Here is a 25,400-nt window from a genome sequence, read left to right on the forward strand (position 1 = left end):
CGAGCTGCATAAATCACTAAAGGCTGTGTATACTAGCGAAAATCAGCCCCAGACTCCAAAACGAGGAAGCCCAAGGAGCGTATGTATGCCTACGGAAAGCTTGAAACATCGACGGTTTGTTCGAATGCTGCCAGGACGCATTCGCATCGAATTTTACGGTCTTCATAACAATCCGGATACGGCACAGCAGATTCAGGCGGAGCTTTCAGTCTGGACCGGAATTACCCTCGTCCGGGCATGCCCGCTTTCAGGCAGGGTTCTTCTGACGTACGATCAGCGGCAGCTGAAGGCAGAGCAAGTCCTCGAACGCATCGAACAGTTGGAAGAGGAGCTTTCGCAGCCTTGTGGCGACCCGAAACCGTTCAGGGCACATGATGCTCCTCCGACTCGGGAGCAGTCCTCCCCTTCCCCGGATGCATCGTACGCCAAGCGGGAAGCCGCGGCCGCGGCGGAGCCACCTGAGGCATCATGCGTAGCGGGAGCTTCAGACCGCATGCCTCTTCCCCTTGCACTCAGCATGGGCGGTCTCGCCGTGCTTGGCGCGAAGCAGCTGCTGCTTGGCAGATCGGCTTTGGCCCGTAGTCCGGCTCCATTTTATTTATCCGCCGGGCTCTCTGTCATTACGGGCTATCCGCTGCTGAGACGGGGGTTTCACAGCTTTGCTAAGGAACGCAGGTGGAACGCCGATCTGCTTCTGGGAACGGGCGCGTTAGCGCTTGCTTTGGTGCGGGAAAATCTGATCGTTTTGGCGGGAATCGGCCTTCTGCAATATGTGGAGTGGAAACGAAATCAGGTGGCGGCGAACCGCTCGCCGGCGGTGCTTCCACCTGAAATTAAGCGATATACGGAGAATGCGAACAAATGGGGGCTAATCGGCGCCGGAGCGACTCTTACGCTAACGCGCGATCCTCTGCGCGCGGTTGCGGTGCTGCTCGCCGCCAACCCCAGACCGGCGTTCATTCCGGCGGAATACGGCTGGCAGCAGGCGGAGCTTGTGTGCGCCGAAAATCGAGCCTTGCTGCCGGACAGCGGCTCCTTGTCCAAGCTGGCAAGAACGAAAACGCTGCTCTTGGAGGATGCTTCGTCGCTTTATCGGGATGAAAGCGAAGAAATTCAATGTTTGACGAAAGAAACGGAGCCCGATAAGGCGATTTGCTTAACGGCCTCATTGCTTGAAAAAAGCAGCCATCCGTGGAAAGCCGAGCTATCGGAAAAAGCCAGACGAACGTGCCGTACCCTACGGACGGCGTTTCAGGTGGAAGAGTCGGCGGAGGGCGTACAAGGCAAAATCAGCGGCTCCCGCGTGTTTGCCGGGAGCTATGCCTACTGCCAGGAACAGGGCATCGACTGCGGAATGTACGAGCTGGAAGCCAAGAGATTGGCGAGGCAAGGCTCGGATGTGCTCTTCATCGGGGTTAAGGCGGAAAGCAGCGGGGGAACCTGCATCGGATTGCTGAGCAAAAAGCGGCAGCTTCATTCGGCACACGCCCCCTTGATTCGCGAATTGAAAGCGCAAGGATGGTCGATCGGCGCTTTAAGCTGCAGCGAAGGGACGGACATCTCGCTGCTGGAGCGGCAAGGTCTCGATACGCACTGGCTATCGCTTCAGCCCGGCGAATGGGCCGAACGATTGGCAGCCGGCGTTCCGCGCGGAGAGAACGCATTGCTGGTGACCAGTGGCGATGCCTCGCCTGTTCATGCCCTGTGTCAGGAATATGGCATTCCATCGATCACGGTGCAGCAGTTGTCCGAGCTTCCGCGGACGTTGGAACTGGCCGCCCGCATGGACCGCAGCGTACACCGAAATTACCGCCTTACCGCAATCTGGAACATGCTGGGCTCCGCCTTGGCAGCATTCGGCTTCATTCGTGCGCCGCTTGTCAATTTGGCTTCCGACGCCCTTTCGTTGGCGTTTATGTCCGCTTTCCGGCAAACGAGCGAGCGGGCAGCTCTGCCGCAGCTTGTGACGGGCGACCGGGAAGCCGCTGCTACGGCGGAAGCGCCCGTTCTTTGGCACGAGGCTCCGTGGGAGCGGGCCGTCAGCCATTATGGCACCGATACCGGGCGCGGGCTTGAATCGAAACAGGTTCATGCGCTGCGAAGCGCTCACGGCAGCAATCATTTGGAAGGACGACCGCCGACGCCTTGGATCGCCTCCTTTTTGGGACAGTTCAAAGAATTTACCACCTTAATCCTGCTTGGGACGACGGCTTTGTCGTTTTTTACCGGCGGCCTGTACGACGGCATTGCCATGAGTGCGGTGCTGCTCGCCAATGCGGCAGTCGGCACGATGCAGGAGCGCAAGGCGGAGCAGGTCATCGAATCGCTCAACCGGTACCAGCCCCCGACCTGCAAGGTGCTCCGTAACGGAACCTTGGAAGAGATTTCGGCACTGGAGCTCGTCCCCGGCGATATCGTGCAGTTGGAGGCCGGCGACCGCGTACCTGCCGATATCCGGTTGGTCGAATCGTATAATCTACAGGTCAGCGAAGCGGCATTGACGGGGGAATCGGTCCCTGTCCCGAAACAGGAAGCCCCCGTCAACGGAGCGCTCCCGCTGGCAGAACGCTCCAATATGATCTATATGGGCACCGACGTTACCCGGGGCAAAGCGACCGGCGTCGTCGTCCAGACCGGTCTGCATACGGAAATGGGCCGTCTTATGTCCCTGCTGCAGAACGACGAAAAAGAATTGACGCCGCTGCAGAAGCAGGTCACCTCCATCAGCAAAAAATTCATCAAAGGAGCACTGATCGTCTGCGGCATCGTGTTCGCCACAGGATTGCTTCGGGGCATTCCGCTGATGGAGATGATCTCCACGTCCATTGCGCTTGCGGCTTCGGCTATCCCCGAAGGGCTGCCCGTAACCATTACGATCGCGCTGAGCGCCGGCATCTTCCGCATGGCCCGCAAGCAGGCGCTCGTCCGCAAGCTGTCCGCTCTGGAAACGCTCGGCCGGACGACGGTTATCTGCTCGGACAAAACCGGAACGCTGACCAAAAACGAAATGACCGTCCGGCACGTCATCTCGTTGAACCGGAGCTGGGAAGTGGGCGGTACCGGGTACGATCCGTCCGGTGAAATTCGCCGTACGGCCGTCTCAGGCCGAGCAGTTGCAGCACTCGAACAGAGCCCGCAGCAGCCTGAGCTTGCCCGCATCCTGCAAATCAGCCTGCTGTGCAACAATGCGAAGCTGGAGCAAGACGACGAAGGACATTGGATCGTCAAAGGTGATCCGACTGAAGGAGCGCTCCTTACTTTTGCCGCCAAAGCGGGCACCCGTCCGGAAACTATGCGGCAATGGCATCGCGGCAAAGAAATTCCTTTCGATTCGAACACCGGCAAGATGAGCGTCGTGTGCAAGGATACGGCCGGGACCGAATCTCAGGACTGCTATGTGTTTACCAAAGGGGCTGTAGAAATGCTCTTACAGCGCTGTACCCAAGTCCAGTCGGATGGCCGGCTGCTCGAACTGACCGAGGAACGCAAACGAATCATTTTGGAGCAGAACGGCAAGCTGTCCGGCGAAGCGCTGCGCGTGCTCGGTTTCGCCTATCGTCCGCTCACGGATGGGGACCTTCCCGAGCCGGACGAGAGGGACATGATTTTCGTCGGTATGGTCGGCATGATGGACCCGCCGAAGCCGGAGGCCGCGCACAGCATCCAGGAAGCGCTGGCGCTTGGCGTCAAGCCGGTTATGATTACGGGCGACCATCCGATCACAGCCATTTCGATCGCCAGACAGCTCGGCATGTACGACGGCTCGCAGCGGGTGCTCTCGGGGCATGAGCTCGACCGGATGACCGACGAAGAGCTTCAGGAAGCGGTCGAGCACACCGCCATTTTTGCCCGGGTGTCGCCGGAGCATAAGCTGCGGATTGTGCGCGCCTTTCAACAGCGAGGCCACCTTGTGGCGATGACCGGTGACGGGATTAACGACACGCCCGCCATCAAGCAAGCCAATGTCGGGATCGCGATGGGAAGAACCGGCACCGAGGTGACGAAGCAAACGGCGGATATGGTGCTGAAAGAAGACGATTTCGGCACGATTGTCGAGGCCGTAAAGGAAGGCCGGACGATTATGGGCAACATCCGCAAGGCGCTCGGCTGCCTGCTCACCGGCAATTTGGCGGAAATCATCGTGTCGAGCGCCGCGGTTATCCTGGGCATGCCGCTGCCCCTCGTACCCGTACAGATCCTGCTCATGAACTTGATCACGGATGCGCTGCCCGCTATGGTTCTGGCCATCAATCCCGGGAATAAAACAAAGCTGACGGAGCGTGTCGAAATCGCCGACGGCAATCTGTACCGGAAAGTGTTCGCACGCGGCGCGCTGCTTGGCTTAGGCTCCCTTGGACTGTTCGCGGCAAGCCTCGCGTCCGGAGTTCCTCTCCCGGCAGCCCGGAGCATCGCTTTTGCCACGCTGGTGTCGGGCCAGCTCATGCAGACGTTCTCGTGGCGGCAGGAGGGCTCAGCCGAGTCGGTCAAGGATTGGAGCCAGGACCGCTTTCTGGTCGGAGCACTCGGCGTATCCTGGCTCTCGCTGCTCGCCGCCCTGTATATACCGCCGGCGGCCCGCTTCTTCCATGCAGCCCCGATCGCATGGAGCCACTGGATTCCGGTGCTTGCCGTTGCCGGCTCGGTAACGCTGCTGTCGAAGCCGCTCGTGGCATGGATCGAGTCGGGACGCCCGGGGGCAGCGAATCCGGTTCGACAAATGCGGACGGCCGTCGTCGCATAGCTTGCTGTCTATTCGGAGGTAAGAATCATGAGAGAACAACAAATCGAAAAATGGCTGGTCGGCGCCGCGCTTACATTTGCGGCGTCGGCGCTCCTTCCCGTTGTCAAAACCACACTGCTTCCTGTTGCCGAAGCGGGTTACCAAGGCTTGCGGAGCGCGGCGGGCGCGGCCCGTTCGTCCTTGCAGCGGGCCCGTGAGGAGCTGGAAGATATCGTCGCCGAAGCACAGTTCGAGCGCATGAAAAAAAAGCTGGACCTTGAAATCGCCTCTTCGGGGGATGAGTTCGGACCGGCGCTGACCGGCAGCGAGGCGGAGGAAGCTGCGCTTGAACGATGACTCTGTCGAATTTCACCTGAAACAGGCGCGGCTCCATCTGGAGCAAGCCTTAACTGCGACCAAGCTGCAAGCTTCCAATGAGGAAGCCCATCAATTAATGTCGGAGCAATGGGGACATTTTTTTGCCTTTTTGATTGGAGACGGCAATCGAGAAACGGAACTAAAGGAGACTTGAAGCATGCAGGAGCCCTCTGTCGATTTCCATTTGCGCGAAGCGCTGTCCCATTTGGATGCGGCGCTGAATAAAAGCATTCTTCATGTCCAAGCGGACGCAGCGGCCAAAAAAGAAGTGGGACAGCAGTGGGAACGATTTTTAGGGGAATTTTTTCAGCAGGTCCGGGAAAAGGGAAAGCAATCCAAGCTCAACCTGTGGAGCTGGATCGCTTTCCCGCGCATTCGCTAGACGGAATCGGTCCGAAGCCTGGCGAGCGCGCTCTGCCCGGTCTTATTAGACCGCGTCAATTTCGCCGGTCCGACCGCAGCGGGAAACCGAACGGCTTGCAGGCAGGCTTCCGTTTGCCGTGCCGTTCAAAGTGAAGGGTGGCGTTGATCTCGCCGCCGAGAATCAGGACGATGCTCGACAAATATAACCACGTCAGAAGCACGATGATGCCGCCAATGCTGCCGTACGTTTTCGTATAGTTGCCGAAATGGTTGACATAGTAGGAGAATAACAGCGAAGTGGTCACCCAGCCGACGGTAGCGAACAGAGCGCCGGGCAGCACTTCTCTGAACGTAAGCCGCAAATTAGGCGTGAAGCGGTATAACAGGACGAATACGACAGCAATAGTCGCAAGCGGAATAGCGTATTGCGCAAAATTCCACAGCAAATCGAAATTTCCCGGGAAATGTACAATATTGTAAAGCGCCAAACCGATAATCCTGCCGAAGATTAGCAGCACGAGGGTGAACAAAATGACAACGGCTAAGACGAAGGTAAAGAGAACGGCGATTCCCTTCACCTTCCAGAACGGACGGCTCTCCTCCTCGTCGTACGCCTTGTTCAGTGCCTTAATAACCGCGCTGATGCCGTTCGAGGCCGACCACAGGGCAGCAAGCAATCCGATAGAAAGCACGGAGCCGCTGCGCGACCGTTGAATTTCTTCGTAAGCGTCCGCCACCGCTCGGCTTGACAATTCCGGCATTATTCGGGCCATGCTGTCGATAGCTTCTGCTGCCGTAATATCGGTGAAGCTAAGGAAAGCAATAACGAAAATGAGAAACGGAAAAAAAGCCAGAATCAAATAATACGTAAGCTGCGCCCCCAATGCGGGCACCTCATCGTCTTGAAACCGGCAGTACAGCTGCTGTAAAAAAGCCGCGAATCCTATCCGCCGCTTCGCATTTCTGCGGCCGAAGGACGTTCGCGTACCCATGTCGAATCCGGTTTCATCGAACGAAGCGCGCTCCCGATCTCCGGGCTCTACGGTTCTCGTCATCACACCTTCCCCCTTCCGCTGCCGTATATTCGACAGCTTAGCTTGGAATTGTGCTTGGAGGTTACTTAACCGTAAAGCTCCTCTTATGAATCAAGAGCAGACAGCCGGCAACCGTGGCGTTCGCCCAGCAGCACGAACCGGCGCTGTCTCCATTCAGACGGGGGAACGCTGCTTTTCCATAAACCCGGCGGCATCTTGATCGGCCTTGCTCTGATTGCATGCATAACAGGAGCATACGCAGTTCACCGGCGTCGTATGGCCTCCCTTGGATTTCGGGACGATATGGTCGATCGTATCGCCGTATCCTCCGCAATAGCGGCACGTATAATGATCCCGGGTCATAATCATGCTGCGGAAATCATCGTTGCTGTACAATCGGCGGATCATGTATGGCGTAACAACGACAGCCGCCTGTTCCTCTACCAAAAGCACTGCGAGGCTCCATTCGATTTCTTGCATCCACGGCCTGCCGTTATTGCTTTTTCCCTTCATGCGAATCATACCCTGCCGGTCTTGTCTCAGCAGCTTCGCCGCTCGAGGCACCAGGGGTGCTTGCGGGGCTGGCGCAGCCGGCTTTTTCCGCTCGCATTTGCGGCATATGTTTTTGCGGGAGGACCCGCTTGCTTTCCGGCCGCTTCGGGGCGGGAACTGCCGGTAATATTTGCTTTGTCCGCAGCGTTTGCACGATTTGTACAAGCTGCAGTAGGCTCCGATCATGTTGTTCCTCTTCTTTTCGTCTGACATCGCTAAGGATTAGTATAACAGGTTTGCCGGGATTTCCGCATGTTCCATTCTTTAACGCCGCTTATCGTTGACGCTACATATCATTAACGGCACAAAAAAAAGCCGGAGCGTCGCTCTCCGGGTGATTGTTGAGAAAGTGGTTAATTGAAGTAATAGAGGTGTACGAGGGGGTAGGATATCTACTTCCGGTCGCTCTTGTCTGCAAGAAATTTTTAATTGAAGCCGCTTAGCAGCGGGTATTTCCCGCAGACAAAGGCGAGCGCTATCGCTCCTCCAGTAGATACCCCACCTCCGTATGTTTCTCTATTTCAGTCAAAACCTCTTTCTCAACACTCTATTCGGCCGTTCGGCCTTATCCGCTAACCTCCGTTTGCGATTTCACCCCCGGCTGAGCGGTAATTTGCTTATAGAGCATGAAAAACACAACGACCACGATAACCTCAAATGCACCTGCCCAAAAATACATCTGTCTTACCCCGAGGCGGTCGGTCAGAAATCCCGTAAAAAAGCGGGATAGCGGCGTAGAAGTCATACTAATCGCCGCAAACAGACTGCCGACCCGCGCCATGTAGCGATTGGGCACCTCTTTCTGCATCATCGTGCGGATAAAAATGTTGACCAATGCCGTACATACGCTCAGCCACGCGAAGTTTAGACATAAAAACACAAGGGTGGAAGAAAAGCAGACCGTTAAAATCGCCAATCCCTGGCCCAAAAATCCGATCAATACATAAAGGAAGGACGGCTGCTTCACGCTTTTCACCGACAATAAACTCCCACAGACGATCCCGGCAGCGGCCTGCCAAGTATAAATATACGACATATGCTGCGCATCCCAGTTCATACTTTTCATTAGAAACGGAAGCAGCAAGCCGTTGCTGTTCGCCCCGATATTTACACAAAAAATAAGCCATAGGAGCGTCATCATCATTCGGCTGTTCCGAATAAAGACCCAGCCCTCCGTAAGGCTTTGCGTATAATGCTTCCATTTGCCGGATTTCGCTTTAGGTTCAGTTTGCGTCTTTTGGATACGAACGAATAGAAGAAGCAGTGCCGATGCCGTATAGCATCCGGCCATACAAAGAAAGGAAGCTTGAATGCCGAGCAGATTCATGCATAGTACGCTTATGGAAGGGGCAATCAGGGACAAGACGCGGGCAAGGGTGTACCACACGCCGTTCATTCGGCTTAAGTGGTCCTCGGACACAAGCTGAGGCTTGATCGTCTCTACCGCAGGATAAAAGCTGGCATCCGTGATGGCAAAAGCGATAGCGATCAGCAGAAGCACAACCAAGGACGGGGCCTGGGTCGTGCTCACCAGCATCAATCCAACCATTAGGAGCGCACGTATCACATTAGAGACGGCGATGATTTTTTTGGCTCCCCATACATCGACCCAGGCCCCGCAAAATATGCTGGCGGCAAATTGGGTGATCCCGCTGACCAGCATAATCGTCCCCATATATTGAACGGAATGCGTCGCCGACGCGATATACCAGGAAAATACGAAAAAGTAAAGCAAGTCCCCGATGCTGCTCACCATTCCACATGCGACAAAGGCCAGGAAATTTTTATTGAGCATGGTTTACTTCCCTTTCTCGCGCATCCTAGGCGTTTGCGGAGGTGGCCTTTTGTACCGCCATTTTGCGCTTTTCTTTGCCGACGATGCGGATCACGTCTTTAATTTTGGACTTCAGCGGGGGACAGGGGGCTACCCCCTTCTCGATCCGCACAAGCGGACACGACGCGCCTTGACAGGAAGGACGCAGGAAGCAGGATTTACAGCCGGAATCTTCCGACTCGTCGTTCATAATCCACAGCGCGTGCTTGTCGGCATCGAGCTGCATTTGTCCGTCTGGCGTGATGCGCCCGATTTGATTGTTTTCGTTGTACAAGGCTACGGTGCATTTGTAGACGATACCGTCCGAACCAATGACGAAGGAGTTGGATTTGGCCGCATAGCAAACGTAACCGCCCGGCTTCAAAATGTCTTCCAGGTCGTTGCCAAGCCCTTCTTCTAGGCCCATCGTGCACAAATTCAATTGATGCTTCACCGACTCCTTGAGCGACACCACTTCCAGATTGTCGTCGTTCTTCCCCCCCCATTTGCCGATCGGGAAATAATCGATGCGGAACCGCGGATCTTCTCCGAAATGGACGCGGAGCTTTTGGATAAAGCTTGGAATCTGATGCACGTTCGTCTGGTCAAAGTTAATGCGGATTTTACAGCGGAACGGTTCGGGGCGTTCCTTGAGGTGCAGCAGGTTTTGAAAAATCGTTTCGAACGTGGGAGCGCCGTTCTGCAAATACCGGTTGGCGTTATGCTGCTCGGCGTCGCCGTCCAGCGTAATTTGGAAAGCGAATACGCGACAGGCAAACAGCCGCTCAATCGTTTTCTTCGTCAGCAGGTATGCATTCGTGGTCATGTTCGACCGGTATTTCACGCCGTACTCGTCGCACAAGGGAATGATATGCCGTGAGATTTCTTCTATCGCATCAAGCGCAAGGAGGGGCTCGCCTCCAAACCAGCTCATTTGCAAATGGTTAAGAAAGCGGACTTTGTGCCGAAGGAACGTTTTGATGCCTTGAATGACCTCCGGCTGCAGCTTGCCTTTTTCGAACTTCTCATAGCAGTATTTGCACCGGAAGTTGCACTGCTCGGTCGTCAAAAAGATGAGCCTGAGCTTCTGCTCGCTTCTCCCGATCATTTCGTGCAGCATGCGGGCGCGAAAAAACTCGTTGATATCCTCGCGGACGAGGAAGCCTTGCTTCTTCAAGACGGCGGCCGCGCCCTCCAACGGTTCATCCGCTCCTAGCTTGAGCAGTTGATCGATATAGGGAACCTGCTCGGCCGAAATATGCATAAATGCGCCTGACATCGTATTCGTGATGTACATGCTTCCATCCGGCTCCGCCGCCTTAATGTTATAGCGGGAGGCGCGATACCTTTTTTTACCGGTTGACCCTTCGCGCTGCGGCAATACTGTAAATGGTTCCATTCCATTCACCGCCCTCTTTAAGAGTTAGAAGAGCTGGAAACGAATGTCTCCAGCTCCGTGATACTTAGCAATTGTTACAGTTATCGTTCGCATCGCTATCTTCGCCGCCGATAATCGAGGACAATTCCGCCAAATCTACAGCCTCGTCCAATACGTCTACACCATGGAAAGTATTTTCCATTTTCATGTGATATCACCTCCTTTCATGAAGAAAAAGATGGATCATCATGTGGTAGTACAATAAAGCTCGTACATGTTGTTTATGTATTTCGCGCAGGTATACGGATTAGGCGGATGGCCTCCCGACATTTTTTCTCCCGTTGCGGTGACGGTTACATTTCCGTCCGGAATGGCAACGCGGTGGCCCAAATCCAGCAGCTTTTGCACATTGGCTTGTACGACGGCCGTGTTGTACATGTTCATATTCATCGTAGGGAAGAACAAGACAGGTCTAGGAAAACAAAGGATGAGCATCGTCAGGAGATTATCAGTGATTCCGTTGGCAGCTTTGGCTAACGTGTTGGCGGTGCAGGGCAGTACGATGAACATGTCCGCCCACGAGGCAAGGAACGAATGAGGCACGGCGACGTCATATGCAGGGTCGAGCATTTTTTGATAGACTTTCCCTTCGATATGTGCGCCCAAAAATTGCGGGTTGATGAAGTTGGAAACATTGTCCGAAACGACGACCCTTACTTCGGCTTGCAGCTTGTCCTGAAAAATCCGTATATAATACGGCAATTCGATGATCGCCGAAGAGGCGCTTGCTCCGATCAGCAGCTTCATAGATTCCCCCTCCTTGGTATAATCCAAATCCATTCGACGCATCGTTGCGGACGAATGATGTAATCGCTTCCATTTAAAATTTTAAAAAAAGCGTCGAGGGGAGTTCCTATCCATCCGTCTGCAGAAGGTAGATTCTCTTAATTAACATATTCGATTGAGGAGTTCTTGAAACATAATATACACCACGAGAACATGGTTGTAAATTACTTTTTAAATAAAATATTACTTTTTTAGTTTTTTTATCAATTTAAACGAATATATCCCTCCGTGTCGCAACGCGCGATCATGGACCTCCCCCGGTCACTCCAGCAGCTTGCCAAACGGTCCGAAAAGGAAGTCGACAAGCTGCGTCGGCCCGGGCAGGTCCGGGAAAAGAACAAGCAGCAGGGTCAATACCCAGCCTATCGCCGTAAGCATAGCGAAAGCCCGCTTTTCCCGTTTGGAATATTGCCGGAATTTAGGCCATTCGTATCCGATCATGAACAAGACGGCCACAGTCACAACGACAACAGACCCCCACTTCATTTCGGTTTCACCTCGTTTTTGGGCCGGCTTGCCTGGACCGTAGCCATCCCGGTGCGGACAATACGCGCCCTCGATTCGATACGTACCTCGACTTGCGGAAAACGTTCCTCCCAGCGCTGCTTTTCTTTTTTCCAGAGCTGCGGATAGCGGCGGTGAAACGCTTCTGCGAAGTTGAATATATCCGCGTGCAGCTCCTTTTGCGGATGAACCAGCGCCTCGCGGATACGCTTCTCGATTTCTGCGGACAGCTGCTTTTCCAAGCTTTCCGTCACTTTCGTGTCCACCAGATTTATGTTTGTCGTGTTTTGGATGACGCCATCTTCCGTTTGAATCCGGACGGTCACACTCCACCGGTCCCCTTCAATAAGGGGAAGCAGCTTTGTCCGGCTGTCCAAAATTTTGAACGAGATGAGCCCCTTTCCTTCCTTGGGGGCAAGGGTAACGGTAGCCGCCTCCACCTCGTCGCGGAGCCAGAGCAGCCCCCGAGTCACCCGATCGTCAATGAAGCCGACCATCCGGTCCTTCTTCAATATGACCGAGCCGTTAATGTACGCATCCGTCCGTTTCGGATCACTTCCGGGCTGCGCCGGCAAAGTTTCGATCCAGGGAAGGGCCGCCGCTCCGGCATCGCTAACGAGCATTTCCGCAAAATCTTTGACCGTGACCTTAAGTCCGGTCTGGGACTTAGCCATTTCCCTTAGCGACTCGGCCGAGCTTCGCTCCAGTGGAGGCATCAGAGTTAAAATGTCCTGCGCACGCCCTTTGCATATGAACATCTCCGCCCGTTCCCGCGGACCCGGGTCCCGCATTATAAAATCGATGTTCTCGCGGATGCCATCTCTCGCCAGCGCTTCGCCAAAAACGAAAACCTCGCCGTGTCCCCAAAATATACGCCGCGATAGCTTCTCCTGCAGCTTGGTCATCGCATCGGCCAGTGTATAGCCGGTTGCCGAACGAAGAATCGTTTGCCCGCTGGTAGACGTCTTTCCGCCTCCCCCGGAGCCTCCGCTATCCTGCCCACCGCCTCCGGAAACTCGCGGAACGAAGAGCTGAACCGACAGCTTGACGAGCCCGCCCTCTGCCTTATCCAAACCGGCAGCCATAATAATCGCCAGATCGTTGACCTCCTTCCGATCCCAGCAGCCGGGCAGCAGCAAGAGCAGCAGCGCAGCCGATGCCGTCATCGCAAGCCTGAGCCCCTTCCAACCGGCTCCCGGTACCATGGAATATGCCTCCTTTCTTTTGGTACAGATTCGTTCGGCGGTTACCCTCCCGCTTTTTGCCGTACCAAAGCCACGCCCAGCAGCAGCATCGGCAAGGCCCCTTTGACCACCCACAAATAGATCGCCCCGCTCGTCGCGAAGAAATGAGCCATGACCTGCAAATTGGGCGTGACCCAGACGCTGAATACCGTTACCAGCAATCCGATCGGCGGAACGATCAGACGATAATCGGAAAGACCGAGCCACTCCGCAGCTATGTAGACCAGTAAGTAGTAGTAAACGCAAATTTTGACGAACATCCCCAGCAGCCAAATCGCCATCAGGAAAGCTTCCAAATGCTCGATGAAATCCGCCAGCGCGATATAGCGGGTCGCAATCATCAGCGGATAAGTAAACCCCACCGTAATATCGCCGAACAGCAGCAAGACCGCAATATTGGTGACCACCATCGTCCCCGTGACGGCGAGAAGCGACAGCAGTCCCCAGCGCAGGCTCTTCGGGCGGTCAGCCACGAAAGGGAATAGAAAAGAAAGGATGAAAAAATCGGCAAACCAGCTCTGAAGCACGAGCGAGCCTTTGATGGAAGGCTTGATGCCGTTTTCCAGCATGGGAAACATATGCTCCGGATTGAAATCCGGAATCAGCAAAGCGATAAACAGCAGCAGAATAAAGACGAAAAACGGAATAAACAGCTGGGCGCAGCGGGCGATGACCTCCAAGCCGCCGCGGACGGCATAAGCGCACACGGCTATCATACAGCTGACCACGAAGATGGCCGGCGTCCGGGGCAAAAAGCTCCCTACGACAAATTCGCTATATTCCCGGGCTACAAAACCAAGGTCGTGCAAATAGGTGAAAAAAAACAGAAAGCCGAACAGCTTGCCAAGCAGCCGGCCGAGTACCCGCTCGCCGATGGCAATCAGCGTCTGGCCCGGGTTCAGCGCATGCAAGCGGTGCGTCGTTAAGATCAGCGCAAGCCCGAGAAAAAGGCCCCAGACCGGGGAGAGCCACATGTCGCGGCCCGCGCGCTCCATCGTGAGAGAGGGCACGATAAGAATGGCCGTAGCCAAAATCGCCGCGTACATCAGGAGTCCCATCTGAAAAGCGGATATTTTCCCGCGTTCAATCATGCTTGTTCTCCCCTTGCTCCGGCCCCGGCTTCAGTCCGGAAGACTGCCGGACCGGATTGTAGCTGCCCGTCAAATGCGGCCTCGTGTTGTGCGTCCATAGCGGCGCCCGCGACAGTACTTCTTTGAAAATCCCCCACTTCATCGGGGCAACCGGCTCCAGATACGGCACGCCGAAGGAGCGCAGCGCGCTCATATGGACAACAATCGAAATGACTCCGAGCATCAAGCCGAGAAGCCCGAGCATGCCCGCAAGGAACATGAGCGGAAACCGGAGCAGCCGGACCGAAATACCCAGCGTGTACCGCGGAATCGTAAACGATGCAATGCCCGTAATGGCCACCACCATGACCATCGGGGCGGAGACGAGCCCTGCGGCGATCGCCGCTTGGCCGATGACCAGCGCACCGACGATGCTGACAGCCGCGCCGACCTGCTTCGGCAGCCGGACACCGGCTTCGCGCAGCGCCTCGAACGATACTTCCATCAGGAGTGCTTCCACCAGGGCCGGAAACGGAATTTCTTCCCGCGATCTGGCGACACTCAGCAGCAGCGTCGTTGGGATCATCTCCTGATGGAAGGTCAAAATGGCTACATACGATGACGGAATGATCAGCGCGATCGCCAGGAAGAGGTAGCGGAGCCAACGGATCAAGGTTCCCGCCCAGAAACGCTCGTAATAGTCTTCCGGCGATTGCATCAGCGAGAAAAACGTAATCGGCATCACTAAAGCAAACGGACTGCCCTCAATCAACAGGGCGGCCCGGCCTTCCAGCAAATTCGCGCAGACCACGTCCGGACGCTCGGTCGACAGAAGCTGCGGAAAAACGGACCGCGGATTGTCTTCGATCAGCTCTTCGATATAGGAGCTGTCCAGAATGCCGTCGATGTCGATGCGCCCCAGCCGTTTCTCAATCTCATCGATCAAAGAAGCATCGGCCAAGCCTTCGACATACACGATGGCGGTCTTCGTTTGCGTATAACGCCCGATCTTGACCTTTTTTATTTTAAGGGCAGGCGTTTTGATGATACGGCGGATCAAGGTGGTATTGACGTTTAGCGTCTCGATAAACCCCTGCCGCGGACCGCGGACGACGGCTTCGGCCACGGGCTCGTCGATGCTTCTTTTATCCCATTTGGCTACGCACAGTGAAACGCCTTCCTTCTCTCCGTCCACAAGCAGGACGGGATTGCCGTTCACGATATGATCGTTGATCTCCTCTACCGTATTGATTTTCTGGGCATGAGAAATCGCGATCCGCTTCATGAACGGAGTTTCCAGCTGCCCGGTGTCCTGCTTAAGCGGAGCCAAAATATGCTCGTCGATTATTCCCGTATCGCACATGCCTTCGACGAAAATCAGGACGGCGTCCGTCTGCCCGTAGATGAGAAAACGATGAAAAATGACATCCGCACAATTTTCATACAGCGCGGTTAATGTCTCCAGGTTGTCCACCAGACTAAGCGACAGCTCGTCTGTCCGCATTTCGGGCCCTTGCTGCATCCCAGTTGCTTGTCGAGAAGAGCCGAACCGCTTCGAAAAGAGCTTGGAAAATAAGTTCACGGCAGATCCTCTCTCGCTGATGCGGGTTTTGTACACATGTTTCCCTGGCTGGAAATATTTTATCCAACCCGATGGCCCTAAGAGAGACGGTTAATTTCTTCGATAATTCGGGCCCTGTTCGCTGAAAAGGGTAAAATCCGGCGTATGTCCGGTTTGTCAACGCGGCAAGTTATTTCTATACTGTAATTAGTGGCATGTGCAACTATTTTGAGAGCGGGAGGAAGCCGGATGATCGATCAGCGCCATACGATTACAAGGTGGGTATCGCTGCTGTACCGTTACGGACAAATGTACATCGGCGAGCGGCTCAAAGCGCATGGTATCGGCAAAGGCCAGCATATTTTTCTGAACGCGCTGTATAAAGAAGACGGCCTCAGTCAAGAGGAGCTGTCGAGCTATTTGAAAATCGATAAAGGAACAACGGCCAAAGCGCTGAAAAAACTTGAGGCGCAAGGCTATGTGCTCCGGCAGGTACGGGAGGAGGACAAGCGTTCTTACCGCGTCTTTTTGACGGAGAAGGCTTGGCGGATCAAGGACGAGGTGCGCGGGGTACTCACTGACTGGAGGCACATCTTGTCCGACGGCTTGACGGAGGAAGAGCAGCGGCTCGCCTTGGAACTGCTGGAGAAGATGGGCAGCAATGCGGCCCGGTTTAACGAGGAAAACGATAAGACGCCGAAAGCATAAGCAGAGAAATTACATTGGAAGGCAGGTGAACGCTTGTGAATCTGAGGCATGCGGGGATGAGGGTAGTCAATAACAACTTTCATGCCCTGACCCATAAAAACTACCGTTACTTTTGGTTTGGACAATGCGTTTCCCTAATCGGCACCTGGATGCAAAACATCGGCCAATCCTGGCTCGTGCTGACGCTGACGGGCTCGCCCCTGCTGCTCGGGCTGGTAGGAACGATCCAATTTTTGCCCGTTACCTGCTTTTCACTATTTGCGGGAGCGCTCATCGACAAGTTTCCGAAAAGGAACATTCTGATCGTGACCCAGACGGTATCGATGTTTCTGGCTTTGATCCTGTCTGCTCTTGTTTTTACGGACACGGTCAAGTACGGCTATATTCTGGTCCTTGCTTTTCTGCTCGGGCTGACGAACACGTTCGACATGCCGACGCGGCAGGCGTTCAATATCGAAATCGTCGGCAAGGAAGACTTAATGAACGCGATCGCGCTCAATTCGACGACCTTCAATCTGGCCCGCATCGTGGGACCGGCGATCGGCGCGGGCATGATGGCTTACCTTGGAGCCGGGTGGTGCTTTCTGCTCAACGGACTTAGCTTCATAGCCGTCATCTACGGGCTGCTGCAAATCCGTACGACGCCTTACGTCCGCGAGAAGAAAAAAGACACCGGGCTGCTCAAGGAGATTAAGGACGGTATCGTGTACATTTCCAAGGACCGGCTGTTGGCGCGCACGCTGCTGCTCGTTGCCGTCGTCGGCACCATGGCTTATAACTTCAGCGTGCTTATTCCCGTCTTCACGAAAGATGTGCTGCATATGCAGGAGAAGACGTACGGGCTGATGATGTCCTGCCTCGGCGCCGGGTCGCTGCTTGGGGCGCTGATGATGTCGTTCCGCAGCAAAAAAGGCCCTCGGCTGTCCGTGATCATCGCTTGCTGCCTTCTCATCTCGGTTTTCCTGCTGTTGAACGGGATGGCTGGCTCCGTGTACACGTTCGGCCTGCTGCTGGCGCTGCAGGGCTTCTGCAACATCCTGTTCTCGACCAACTGCAACTCGTCGCTGCAAATTCATTCCAAGGAAGAGTATCGGGCCCGGGTCATGAGCGTGTACTCGCTCGTCTTCGCCGGCTCGACACCGGTCGGCAACCTGTTCGCCGGCTACGCGGCCGATCATTACGGGGCCAACGGCGCGTTCTTCCTGTGCGGCTTGTTTTGCCTGATTCCGTGTTTGATCATTATCATCGCGTACCGCAAAAAAGCGGACGAACCCGAAGAGTCCGCCGCGGCATGAGATGACGCGGATAAATAGAGCGATAGAGAATTGACCGTCAGGCAGGCTTGTCAAGAAAGTGGTTTTGACAAAAATAGAGATGCAAACGGAGGTGGGGTATCCACTGGAGAAGCGATAGCGGCCGCCTTTGTCTTCGGGAAATGTCCGCTACTAAGCGGCTTCCAATCAAATTTCCCGAAGACAAGAGCGGTTGGAAGTGGATACCCCACCCCCTCGTAACTTCTATTTCATCATTTGACAACTTTCTCGCCAAGACTAAGGCAACTCAGCGGTCAATTCTCTTTTTATATTATAGCTGCTACGCGCTTTTTTGCCGGACCAGCTTGGCGCTCATTTGCGGGCTAAACTGCTTCTCCCATTTCGAGACCACAATCGTAGCCAGCGCATTGCCGATCACGTTGACGGTAGCTCGTCCCATATTGAGCAGGAAATCGATGCCCGCAATGAACGCCAGCCCTTCGAGCGGAAGCCCGACCGATTTCAGCGTCGCCAGCAGCACGACGAACGATAGGCCGGCTACCCCAGCGATGCCTTTCGAAGTGACCATCAGCACCAGCAGCAGCGAGAGCTGCTCGCCAATCGACATATGAATGCCGTAAAGCTGAGCGATAAAGATGGAAGCAAGCGCCTGATACAAGGTGGACCCGTCCAGATTGAAGGTATAGCCAAGCGGAATGACGAAGGAAACGATCGATTTCGGACATCCGTATTTTTCCATCTTCTCCATCAGCTTAGGTAGTACGGTTTCCGAGCTGGCTGTGGAGAAGGTCAGGATCAGCTCGTCCTTCAGCAGGTTGAGCAAGGCGAAAAGCTTGATGTTCACCAGCTTGGCCACCGCCCCGAAGCAAACGACGACAAAGAAAGCCATCGCGCCGTAGGTCACGAGAATCAATTTACCCAAGGGAAGCAGCGATTGCACGCCGAATTTCGACACCGTCACCCCGATCAGCCCGAACACCCCGAATGGAGCCGCTTTCATCACATACCCGACGACATTGAACATCGTTTCGGACACCATCTTGAACATGGCGACCAGCGGTGCACCTCTCTCCCCGAGCGCTGCCAGCCCCAGCCCGAAAATAACCGAGAAAAAGATGATCGCCAGCAAATCTCCCTTCGCCATGGAGTCGACGATATTGGTCGGGACGATGTTGATCAGCATATCGAAATGCCCTTTGGCCTCGACTTGATTCGTCGTCTCGACGTATTTGGAGATATCCCCTTTGGTCAGCTCCTGCATGTTGACACCGGCGCCGGGGTGGAAAAAGTTTGCGAAAAACAAGCCGACGACAATCGCCAGCGTCGTGACGATTTCAAAATACAGTATTGTGCGGAAGCCGAGCGTTCCGAGCCGTTTGGCATTTCCCATCCCTGCGACGCCAACGACAATGCTGGCGATGACGATCGGGACGACAATCATTTTGATCAGCCGGAGAAACATGTCGCCGAGCGGCTTCAAGTACGTTTCCACCCCGGGGTTTTTGTAAAAAATGATGCCGACGATAATTCCCGCCACCAGCCCCGCGAAGATTTGATACGCGATTCCAAACTTTTTCATAACGTCCCCCCACCTTCTAAGTTGTTGAACAAAAGCATCAGACCACGCATAAGTTGTTATACAAATTCCCGACAAAACACTTGCATTTTCGACAACCCATCGCGTATGATAGCGATATGTGTATGACAAATTTCACATTCACATCATACAAAAGCGTTTTCATTTTGTCTATAGCTAATTTTAAATTCATTTTTGTATAACAACTTATAAGGACATCGGAATGAACGACTCGAGAGGAGAGACAAAATATGTATGACTACATTGTGATTGGCGGCGGCATTGTCGGACTTTCGACGGGATATGCGCTCACCCGCCGTTATCCGCAGGCGAAAATTCTCGTTATGGAAAAGGAGGGCCGGCTTGCCTTTCATCAAACCGGGCATAACAGCGGCGTCATCCACTCCGGCATTTATTACAAGCCCGGCAGCCTGAAGGCGCGTTTTTCCAAAGAAGGCGGGGATGCGCTGCGCCGCTTCTGCGACCAGCACGGGATTGCTTACGACATGTGCGGGAAAGTGATTGTCGCTACGGAGCCGGAGGAGCTGCCGCTGCTGGAAAACTTGTACGCACGCGGCCTGCAGCACAAGCTGGACCTGGAGCTGATCGACGCCGAACAGCTTCACGCCATCGAGCCTCACGCTGCCGGTCTGCGGGCGATTCGCGTCAACGCAGCCGGGATCGTCGATTATAAAAAAGTGGCCGTGGCGTTCGCGGACGTCATTCGGCAGCGGGGCGGCGACGTTCTCTTGAACACCGAGGCACAGCGCATCCGAGAAGGAAGCGAAGGGATCGAGGTCGAATGTAATAACGGGACCTACCGGACGCATTATTTGATCAACTGCGCCGGGCTGCACTGCGACCGGATCGCGGCCATGCAGGGCCTAGAGACCGGCATGAAGATCGTTCCTTTTCGCGGAGAATATTACGAGTTGAAGCCAGAGAAGCACGGACTGGTCAAGCATTTGATTTATCCCGTGCCGAATCCCAACTTCCCTTTTCTGGGCGTGCATTTTACACGGATGATCGACGGTCACGTTCACGCCGGGCCGAACGCCGTGCTGAGCCTCAAGCGGGAAGGCTACCGGAAGACGGATTTCGACCTCCGCGATTTTATGGAAGTGATGACGTACCCGGCTTTCTGGAAAATCGCCAAGCAGAACATGGGAGAAGGCTTGAAGGAAATCTTCCGCTCGTTCAGCAAGGCCGTGTTCGTGCGCAGCCTTCAGCGGCTGATCCCGGAAATTCGGGAGGACGACTTGATCCCGTCCGCGAACGGCGTGCGCGCGCAGGCGTTAACGAAGGACGGAAAGCTCGCCGACGATTTTCTGATCGTGCAGAACGAGCGCTCCATCCACATTCTCAACGCGCCCTCCCCGGCCGCGACCGCATCGATTGCCATCGGAGAATCGATCAGCGAGCGCATTCCGGAGCCGAAGCATTCCATTCCCTATGCCGTAGGGTAAGAAGGATGAGGAAACGATATGGCCAAAAAAGAGAAGATTTCGCAAAAAATTGTGCGCGACGTGCTCGCGATGATTGAGGAAGGACGGTTTCCGGCGGGCTCCAAGCTGCCCACGGAAACCGAGCTGGCTGCGCATTTCGGCGTCAGCCGGCTGCCGGTCCGGGAAGCCCTCAGCGTGCTTCAGGCGATGGGAATCGTCTCCTCGCAGCAGGGCGGCGGAAGCTATGTGGAAGACGCCATCCCCTCTTCCCTGCTCCAGCACTTTCAAATTCAATATGCCGATGCCGAAAGCATCCGGCACTTGTTTGAAATGCGCAAAATTTTGGAGCCGGAAGCCGCCGCTCTCGCCGCGGCCAGACGGACGCCGGAGCAGCTCACAAGCATCCGCGAGGCATTGAAGCGAATGGAGGACGATTTAAACACGGAGGGCGGAACGGCGCAGGAAGCGGATTTTGAATTTCACCGCTCGATTATTGCGGCGACGAACAATCCGATCCTGATCCGCATGATGGAAAGTCTATCTTCGCTGTACCGCAAATCGCTCGAAATTACGCTCAAGCAAAACATCGGCTTGAAACGGAAAAAGCAAGTCGTCTACAACGAGCACGAAAATATTTTGCTGGCGATCGAAGCCGGAGAGCCGGAGCTGGCGAAGGTGCAGTCCGTGATTCACGTCCGGAATGTGGAGAAGAAGCTCTTTTTGTTTCTTGAAACGTGAGTGAATCGTGAGTCAGCCGCTGCCCTCGGCCGCTTCGTAGCGAATCGTTCCTGGCTCCCGGCGGAAGCCGCGCGTCATCCAGAGCAGGTACAGCAGGCCGAGCAGTGTCCAAGCGCCGCCGAGCATAAGGGAATTGGGCTCCAGATGTGTCCAGAAAAACAAGACGAAGCCGATGCCGGCCAGCGGAAGCAGCAAGTAGCGCAGGAGTGCCAGCCAGGACCGCTGCTTTTCCCGGAATATATAGTGGATGATGACGGATAAATTTACAAAAGTAAATGCCGTCAGCGCGCCGAAATTGACGAACGACGTGGCGACGAGCAGATCCAGCACGAGCGCCGTCAGCGAAATGAGGCCGATCAGCACAATGTTGAACACCGGCGTGCCGAGCGAGCGGTGGATGTAGCCGAACACCGGACCCGGCAGCGTCCGGTCCCGCCCCATCGCAAACAGGAGACGCGATCCGCTGAGCTGCGACACGAGCCCCGAGGCAAGCGTGGAGGTGAGCGCGGCGGCCAGGAACACGGACTGGAACAAGACGCCGCCGAGCGCCAGCGCGATTTCGGCGGACGCACCTTCCGGGTTGTTCAACACGGACACGTCCGGGAACAGCCTTTGTGCGAAATACGAGGCGGTGAAAAACAGTCCGCCACCGAGCATCGTGATCCATAAAATACCTCTTGGAATCGTCGTGCGGGGCTCTACCGTTTCTTCGGACAAGGTCGTCACCGCATCGAAGCCGAGGAAGGCAAAGCACAAGATCGACGCTCCGGTGAGCAGCGCCCCCCAGCTCGCATCCGCGGACAGCAGCGGCTGCGCCGATACGAGTGCCTCTCCGCCCGCACTCAGCCGGTACGCGGCCAGTACGACGAACAGCGCCACGACAAGAAATTGAAACGCCACGAACAGCGCATTCACCGAGACGGAGACGTTGACGTTAAACAAGCACAGCGTCGTAATCAGCACCACAAATCCGGCGACCCATACCCACTGCGGCACATCGGGGAACGCCGACGATAAATAAATCCCGGTGAGCAGCGCGTTCATCATCGGCAGAAACAAATAGTCGAGCAGCGAGACCCAGCCGACCATAAAGCCCGCGTGCGGCCCAAGCGTCTGCCGGGTATACGTATAGGCGCTTCCCGCAGACGGGTACACCTTCACCATGTGTCCGTAGCTCATCGCCGTGAACAGCACCGCCGCAATCGTAAGCAGATACGCGGCCGGCACATGCCCCGCCGTCACTTCGGATACGATGCCGAACGTATCGAATACGGCCATCGGGGCCATATAGCCGACCCCCATCGCCACAATATGCCACAGCTTCAGCCGACGCTGCAATACCGCTTTTTGTTCCATGCGATCCTCCACCTATTCTAAGATACACATTTCTATTGATGTTACTTGGCGAAAGCCGCAAGTCCGAGCCGCGCCTTCCGTTGGACGCTCGCCAGCCGGGCGAACAAGCCGAACGCCCCCAGAGCCAAGCCGGATATTAGACCGATCCAATAGCCGTAAGCGCCGAGATCGGTATAATTCGCCAGCCCGTAGCCGACCGGCAGACCGACGACCCAATACGAAACAAGGGCAACGATAAAGGTCACGTTTACGTCCTTGTAACCGCGCAGCGCTCCCTGAATTGGGGCGGCGATGGCATCCGACAGCTGGAAGAAAATCGCGTAGATCAGAAAATGCTGCGTCAAAGCGAGCACGTCCGGTTCCCTTGTGTAAATTCCGGCCACCTGCTCGTTAAACAGCCATAATACGACCGCGCAGAGCAGCGACATTCCGACCGCGAGGCCGATGCCCAGATAGCCGTATTGTCTGGCGTCCTTGTACCGTCCCGCCCCGGCTTCGAAGCCGACCAGGATCGTCAGCGACAAGGAGATGCTGAGCGGAATCATGTACAGGAACGAGGCGAAGTTGATCGCCGCTTGATGCGCCGCGATCGTTACCGTGTTGAAGTTGCTCATCAGCAGCGTGACCGCGGCGAAAATACTCGTTTCGAACAAAATGGCGAAGCCGATCGGCACGCCCATCTTCAGCAGCTCTTTCCAGACGGACATCGAGACGCGATACAGCTTGCGGAAAATGCCGAACGCAGCGAACGACTGCATCCGGGCGGCCACGGCCAGAGCCACGAGAAAAATGACCCAGTACGTAATCGCCGAAGCGACACCGGTTCCCGCACCGCCCAACGCGGGCAGCCCCATTTTGCCGTAAATCAACACATAGTTCAGCCCCCCGTTCACCGGAAGCGACAACAGCGTGATGAACATCGTCACCTTCGTGTGGCCAAGAGCATCGATAAAGCAGCGCAGTACCGTATATAAAAACAGCGGCAATATGCCGAACGCAATCGAAATCAGGAACAAACGGGCGATCCGGCGCACCGGCTCCTCCAGGTTCATGTTCTCCAAAATCGGATTCAGCGCGAACGCTCCGGCCAACAGCACCACAGCCGATACGGCCACGGCCAAATAGAGCGCCTGCACAACCTTAAATGGAATTTCCTCTTTACGGCCCGCCCCTACCAGCTGGGCGACCATCGGCGTAACGGAAAACAAGATGCCGCTGAGTCCGGTCTGTATCGGAATCCAGATGCTGGTGCCTATCGCCACCCCCGCCAAATCCTTGGCGCTCACATGCCCCGACATGAACGTATCGAAGAAGTTCATCGCAAACATCGCAAGCTGCGTCACCAGGATGGGAAGCAAAATGACGAACAATTGTTTTATTTTTTGAGATAGCTTGTCTGTCGATTTCATGATTAAAAATTCCGAACCCCCTTTAACCTTTCTTGCAGCCGCATCGTTTCAGTTTATGCGATGAAAGGGATTACAGGCAAGATTTTTTTGCGAGGCGGCTGTGGGAGGACCATACGGGAAACAAGGCAAGCGGGCAATCAAATCAACGAGCAGACGGCCTTAATCACCAAGATGATCGATGCTGCTTCTTTACAACGCTCTCTTCAAGATTCATAATACAATAAGTACCAAATTATGGGGGAGACTCGAGAAGTCATGAAATCGGCAGTTCCTTATTTGCAAGTCGCGGCGGCGATGCTGATCGTCGGAAGCTTTGTCATCGTCAATAAAATCATTATCCGCACGTTTCCCGTGTTTTTGGCCTCCGAGCTTCGGCTGTTAACCGGCGCCATCATTATGACGCTGCTTCTGCTCGTCCGCGAAGGACGTTTTCCGGCCCTGACGAAGAGAGATTGGGTCGTTTTATTTTTCCAATCGTTTATCGGCGTATTTCTGTTCAGCTTCTTTATGCTGTACGGCTTAACCTACACGACGGCGCTGGAGAGCGGCATCATCACAAGCATGACCCCGGTGATGGTCGGGCTCATTTCGCTGTTGTTTTTCAGGGAACGGCTGCGGTGGAATCAAACGGCAGGCATCGTATGCGCCGTCCTTGGGGCACTCGCCATCAATATTTTCGGCGGCATGTTCAATGCGTCCTGGAGCTTGCATACGTTGTGGGGAAACCTGCTTGTGCTGTTGGCCGTTGCCGGGGAAGGCGTGTTCTTGACGTTCGGCAAGCTCGTCTCCAAGCAGGTCAGCCCGATCGCCATCGCGACGATGACGAGCTTGCTCGGCTCGGCGTTTTTTTTGCCGTTCGCGGCCTACAATGCGGCAAGCTTCGATTTTGCCGCGGTGAGCACGACGGACTGGCTGCTTGTACTGTACACGGGCGCCGTCATTACGGTCATCGCCACGATATTGCTCAACCAGGGGATGGCGAAAATTTCGGCGGGCTCGTCGGCGGCTTTTACCGCGTTGATGCCCCTCAGCACCATCGTCATGTCGGCGTTGTTTTTGCATGAGTCGTTTTACTGGTACCATTTTCTGGGGATTGCCTTCGTCTTTGCCGGGATTGCGTTTGCGACATTGCCCTCCTCCCGGACGAAGCGGAGAGCCCCCGTGGCGGCGCAGACCAAAGGCTCGTGAAGACGTCTTCCGGCGACCGGGTACTTTGCAGCTTGAAGCCTTCGCAAAATGAGCGGAAGAAAGCGTCTAACCGGAAGTAACGCAGCGGGAACCCGAGTTTTTGCATCTTGCAAAAGCGGGTGGCGGCACCCGATCCAGTCATTCGGGCGATATGCAGCAACGGCGAATACAGTCCGGAAGAGCAGGCTCTACGGTGCTGGACATACTCGAACCGGGCAAACGAATCTTTGCCGCCGACTGGTT

22 protein-coding genes are annotated in these 25,400 nt (G+C 55.2%); 9 read left to right on the top strand and 13 right to left on the bottom strand.

Translation table 11 applies throughout. The features are described 5' to 3' along the window. Positions 1–85 precede the first annotated feature (85 nt). Genes PEL01S_RS11055 through PEL01S_RS11070 form a run of 4 tightly spaced genes read left to right on the top strand, consistent with a single transcriptional unit; the run spans position 86 to position 5,480 of the window. Positions 86–4,741, top strand: a complete 4,656-nt coding sequence (locus PEL01S_RS11055; protein ID WP_127460339.1) for a cation-translocating P-type ATPase — start codon at positions 86–88, stop codon at positions 4,739–4,741. A gap of 27 nt (positions 4,742–4,768) precedes the next feature. After that, positions 4,769–5,077 (top strand): hypothetical protein, encoded by a 309-nt coding sequence (locus tag PEL01S_RS11060; RefSeq protein ID WP_063915644.1) that lies wholly within the window; start codon positions 4,769–4,771, stop codon positions 5,075–5,077. After that, a complete protein-coding gene (locus PEL01S_RS11065; protein WP_063180078.1) occupies positions 5,067–5,252 on the top strand; it encodes a hypothetical protein in 186 nt (61 codons plus the stop codon). The genes PEL01S_RS11060 and PEL01S_RS11065 overlap by 11 nt, the downstream gene beginning before the upstream one ends. A gap of 3 nt (positions 5,253–5,255) precedes the next feature. Continuing rightward, positions 5,256–5,480 (top strand): hypothetical protein, encoded by a 225-nt coding sequence (locus PEL01S_RS11070; protein ID WP_010493440.1) that lies wholly within the window; start codon positions 5,256–5,258, stop codon positions 5,478–5,480. Between the two features lie 55 nt (positions 5,481–5,535). Here PEL01S_RS11070 and PEL01S_RS11075 read toward each other — a convergent pair whose 3' ends face one another. The 10 genes from PEL01S_RS11075 to PEL01S_RS11115 all read right to left on the bottom strand — a co-directional run bounded on the left by PEL01S_RS11075 (position 5,536) and on the right by PEL01S_RS11115 (position 15,424). Further along, positions 5,536–6,516, bottom strand: a complete 981-nt coding sequence (locus tag PEL01S_RS11075; RefSeq protein ID WP_255320099.1) for a YihY/virulence factor BrkB family protein — start codon at positions 6,514–6,516, stop codon at positions 5,536–5,538. A gap of 153 nt (positions 6,517–6,669) precedes the next feature. After that, positions 6,670–7,233, bottom strand: coding sequence for an HNH endonuclease (locus tag PEL01S_RS11080; RefSeq protein WP_127460340.1), 564 nt, complete (start codon positions 7,231–7,233; stop codon positions 6,670–6,672). Between the two features lie 379 nt (positions 7,234–7,612). Beyond that, on the bottom strand, positions 7,613–8,842 hold the full coding sequence (locus tag PEL01S_RS11085) for an MFS transporter (protein ID WP_127460341.1): 1,230 nt from the start codon (positions 8,840–8,842) through the stop codon (positions 7,613–7,615). A gap of 25 nt (positions 8,843–8,867) precedes the next feature. After that, positions 8,868–10,259 carry a radical SAM/SPASM domain-containing protein gene (locus tag PEL01S_RS11090; protein ID WP_127460342.1) on the bottom strand — a complete coding sequence of 464 codons (1,392 nt, stop codon included), beginning with the start codon at positions 10,257–10,259 and terminating at the stop codon, positions 8,868–8,870. Positions 10,260–10,323: 64 nt separating this feature from the next. Further along, positions 10,324–10,446, bottom strand: coding sequence for a hypothetical protein (locus PEL01S_RS35210; RefSeq protein WP_255320100.1), 123 nt, complete (start codon positions 10,444–10,446; stop codon positions 10,324–10,326). A gap of 38 nt (positions 10,447–10,484) precedes the next feature. Beyond that, complete coding sequence (locus PEL01S_RS11095; RefSeq protein WP_127460343.1) at positions 10,485–11,087, bottom strand: flavoprotein; 603 nt, start codon at positions 11,085–11,087, stop codon at positions 10,485–10,487. 258 nt (positions 11,088–11,345) lie between these two features. After that, a complete protein-coding gene (locus PEL01S_RS11100) occupies positions 11,346–11,570 on the bottom strand; it encodes a hypothetical protein (RefSeq protein ID WP_127460344.1) in 225 nt (74 codons plus the stop codon). Beyond that, on the bottom strand, positions 11,567–12,793 hold the full coding sequence (locus PEL01S_RS11105; RefSeq protein WP_127460345.1) for a Ger(x)C family spore germination protein: 1,227 nt from the start codon (positions 12,791–12,793) through the stop codon (positions 11,567–11,569). The genes PEL01S_RS11100 and PEL01S_RS11105 overlap by 4 nt, the downstream gene beginning before the upstream one ends. A 41-nt stretch (positions 12,794–12,834) precedes the next feature. Further along, positions 12,835–13,923: a GerAB/ArcD/ProY family transporter gene (locus PEL01S_RS11110; protein WP_127460346.1), complete on the bottom strand. Its 1,089-nt coding sequence runs from the start codon at positions 13,921–13,923 to the stop codon at positions 12,835–12,837. After that, complete coding sequence (locus tag PEL01S_RS11115; protein WP_204343499.1) at positions 13,916–15,424, bottom strand: spore germination protein; 1,509 nt, start codon at positions 15,422–15,424, stop codon at positions 13,916–13,918. Before PEL01S_RS11115 ends, PEL01S_RS11110 begins: the two co-directional genes overlap by 8 nt. 288 nt (positions 15,425–15,712) lie before the next feature. Between PEL01S_RS11115 and PEL01S_RS11120 the strand changes: the two genes are divergently transcribed. Both PEL01S_RS11120 and PEL01S_RS11125 read left to right on the top strand, forming a co-directional pair. Continuing rightward, on the top strand, positions 15,713–16,171 hold the full coding sequence (locus tag PEL01S_RS11120; protein ID WP_063915643.1) for a MarR family winged helix-turn-helix transcriptional regulator: 459 nt from the start codon (positions 15,713–15,715) through the stop codon (positions 16,169–16,171). A 56-nt stretch (positions 16,172–16,227) separates the two neighbouring features. Beyond that, positions 16,228–17,466 carry an MFS transporter gene (locus PEL01S_RS11125; protein WP_063180065.1) on the top strand — a complete coding sequence of 413 codons (1,239 nt, stop codon included), beginning with the start codon at positions 16,228–16,230 and terminating at the stop codon, positions 17,464–17,466. Between the two features lie 298 nt (positions 17,467–17,764). On the opposite strand, the gene PEL01S_RS11130 is transcribed toward PEL01S_RS11125, so the two are convergent. Continuing rightward, positions 17,765–19,024 (bottom strand): cation:dicarboxylate symporter family transporter, encoded by a 1,260-nt coding sequence (locus tag PEL01S_RS11130; RefSeq protein WP_127460348.1) that lies wholly within the window; start codon positions 19,022–19,024, stop codon positions 17,765–17,767. A gap of 248 nt (positions 19,025–19,272) precedes the next feature. On the opposite strand from PEL01S_RS11130, the gene lhgD reads away from it, so the two are divergent. Then, on the top strand, positions 19,273–20,487 hold the full coding sequence (lhgD, locus tag PEL01S_RS11135) for an L-2-hydroxyglutarate dehydrogenase (RefSeq protein WP_127460349.1): 1,215 nt from the start codon (positions 19,273–19,275) through the stop codon (positions 20,485–20,487). 18 nt (positions 20,488–20,505) lie between these two features. Then, complete coding sequence (locus PEL01S_RS11140; protein WP_063180059.1) at positions 20,506–21,204, top strand: FadR/GntR family transcriptional regulator; 699 nt, start codon at positions 20,506–20,508, stop codon at positions 21,202–21,204. A 12-nt stretch (positions 21,205–21,216) separates the two neighbouring features. Here the strand turns inward: PEL01S_RS11140 and PEL01S_RS11145 are convergent, their stop codons facing one another. Both PEL01S_RS11145 and PEL01S_RS11150 read right to left on the bottom strand, forming a co-directional pair. Continuing rightward, positions 21,217–22,560: an APC family permease gene (locus PEL01S_RS11145; protein WP_127460350.1), complete on the bottom strand. Its 1,344-nt coding sequence runs from the start codon at positions 22,558–22,560 to the stop codon at positions 21,217–21,219. 41 nt (positions 22,561–22,601) lie between these two features. Further along, a complete protein-coding gene (locus PEL01S_RS11150) occupies positions 22,602–23,969 on the bottom strand; it encodes an MATE family efflux transporter (RefSeq protein ID WP_127460351.1) in 1,368 nt (455 codons plus the stop codon). 255 nt (positions 23,970–24,224) lie between these two features. Between PEL01S_RS11150 and PEL01S_RS11155 the strand changes: the two genes are divergently transcribed. Then, complete coding sequence (locus PEL01S_RS11155; protein WP_127460352.1) at positions 24,225–25,157, top strand: DMT family transporter; 933 nt, start codon at positions 24,225–24,227, stop codon at positions 25,155–25,157. The last annotated feature ends 243 nt before the right edge of the window (positions 25,158–25,400 follow it).

The sequence above is a fragment of the Paenibacillus elgii NBRC 100335 genome, from assembly GCF_004000865.1.
GTDB classification, from domain to species: domain Bacteria; phylum Bacillota; class Bacilli; order Paenibacillales; family NBRC-103111; genus Paenibacillus_G; species Paenibacillus_G elgii.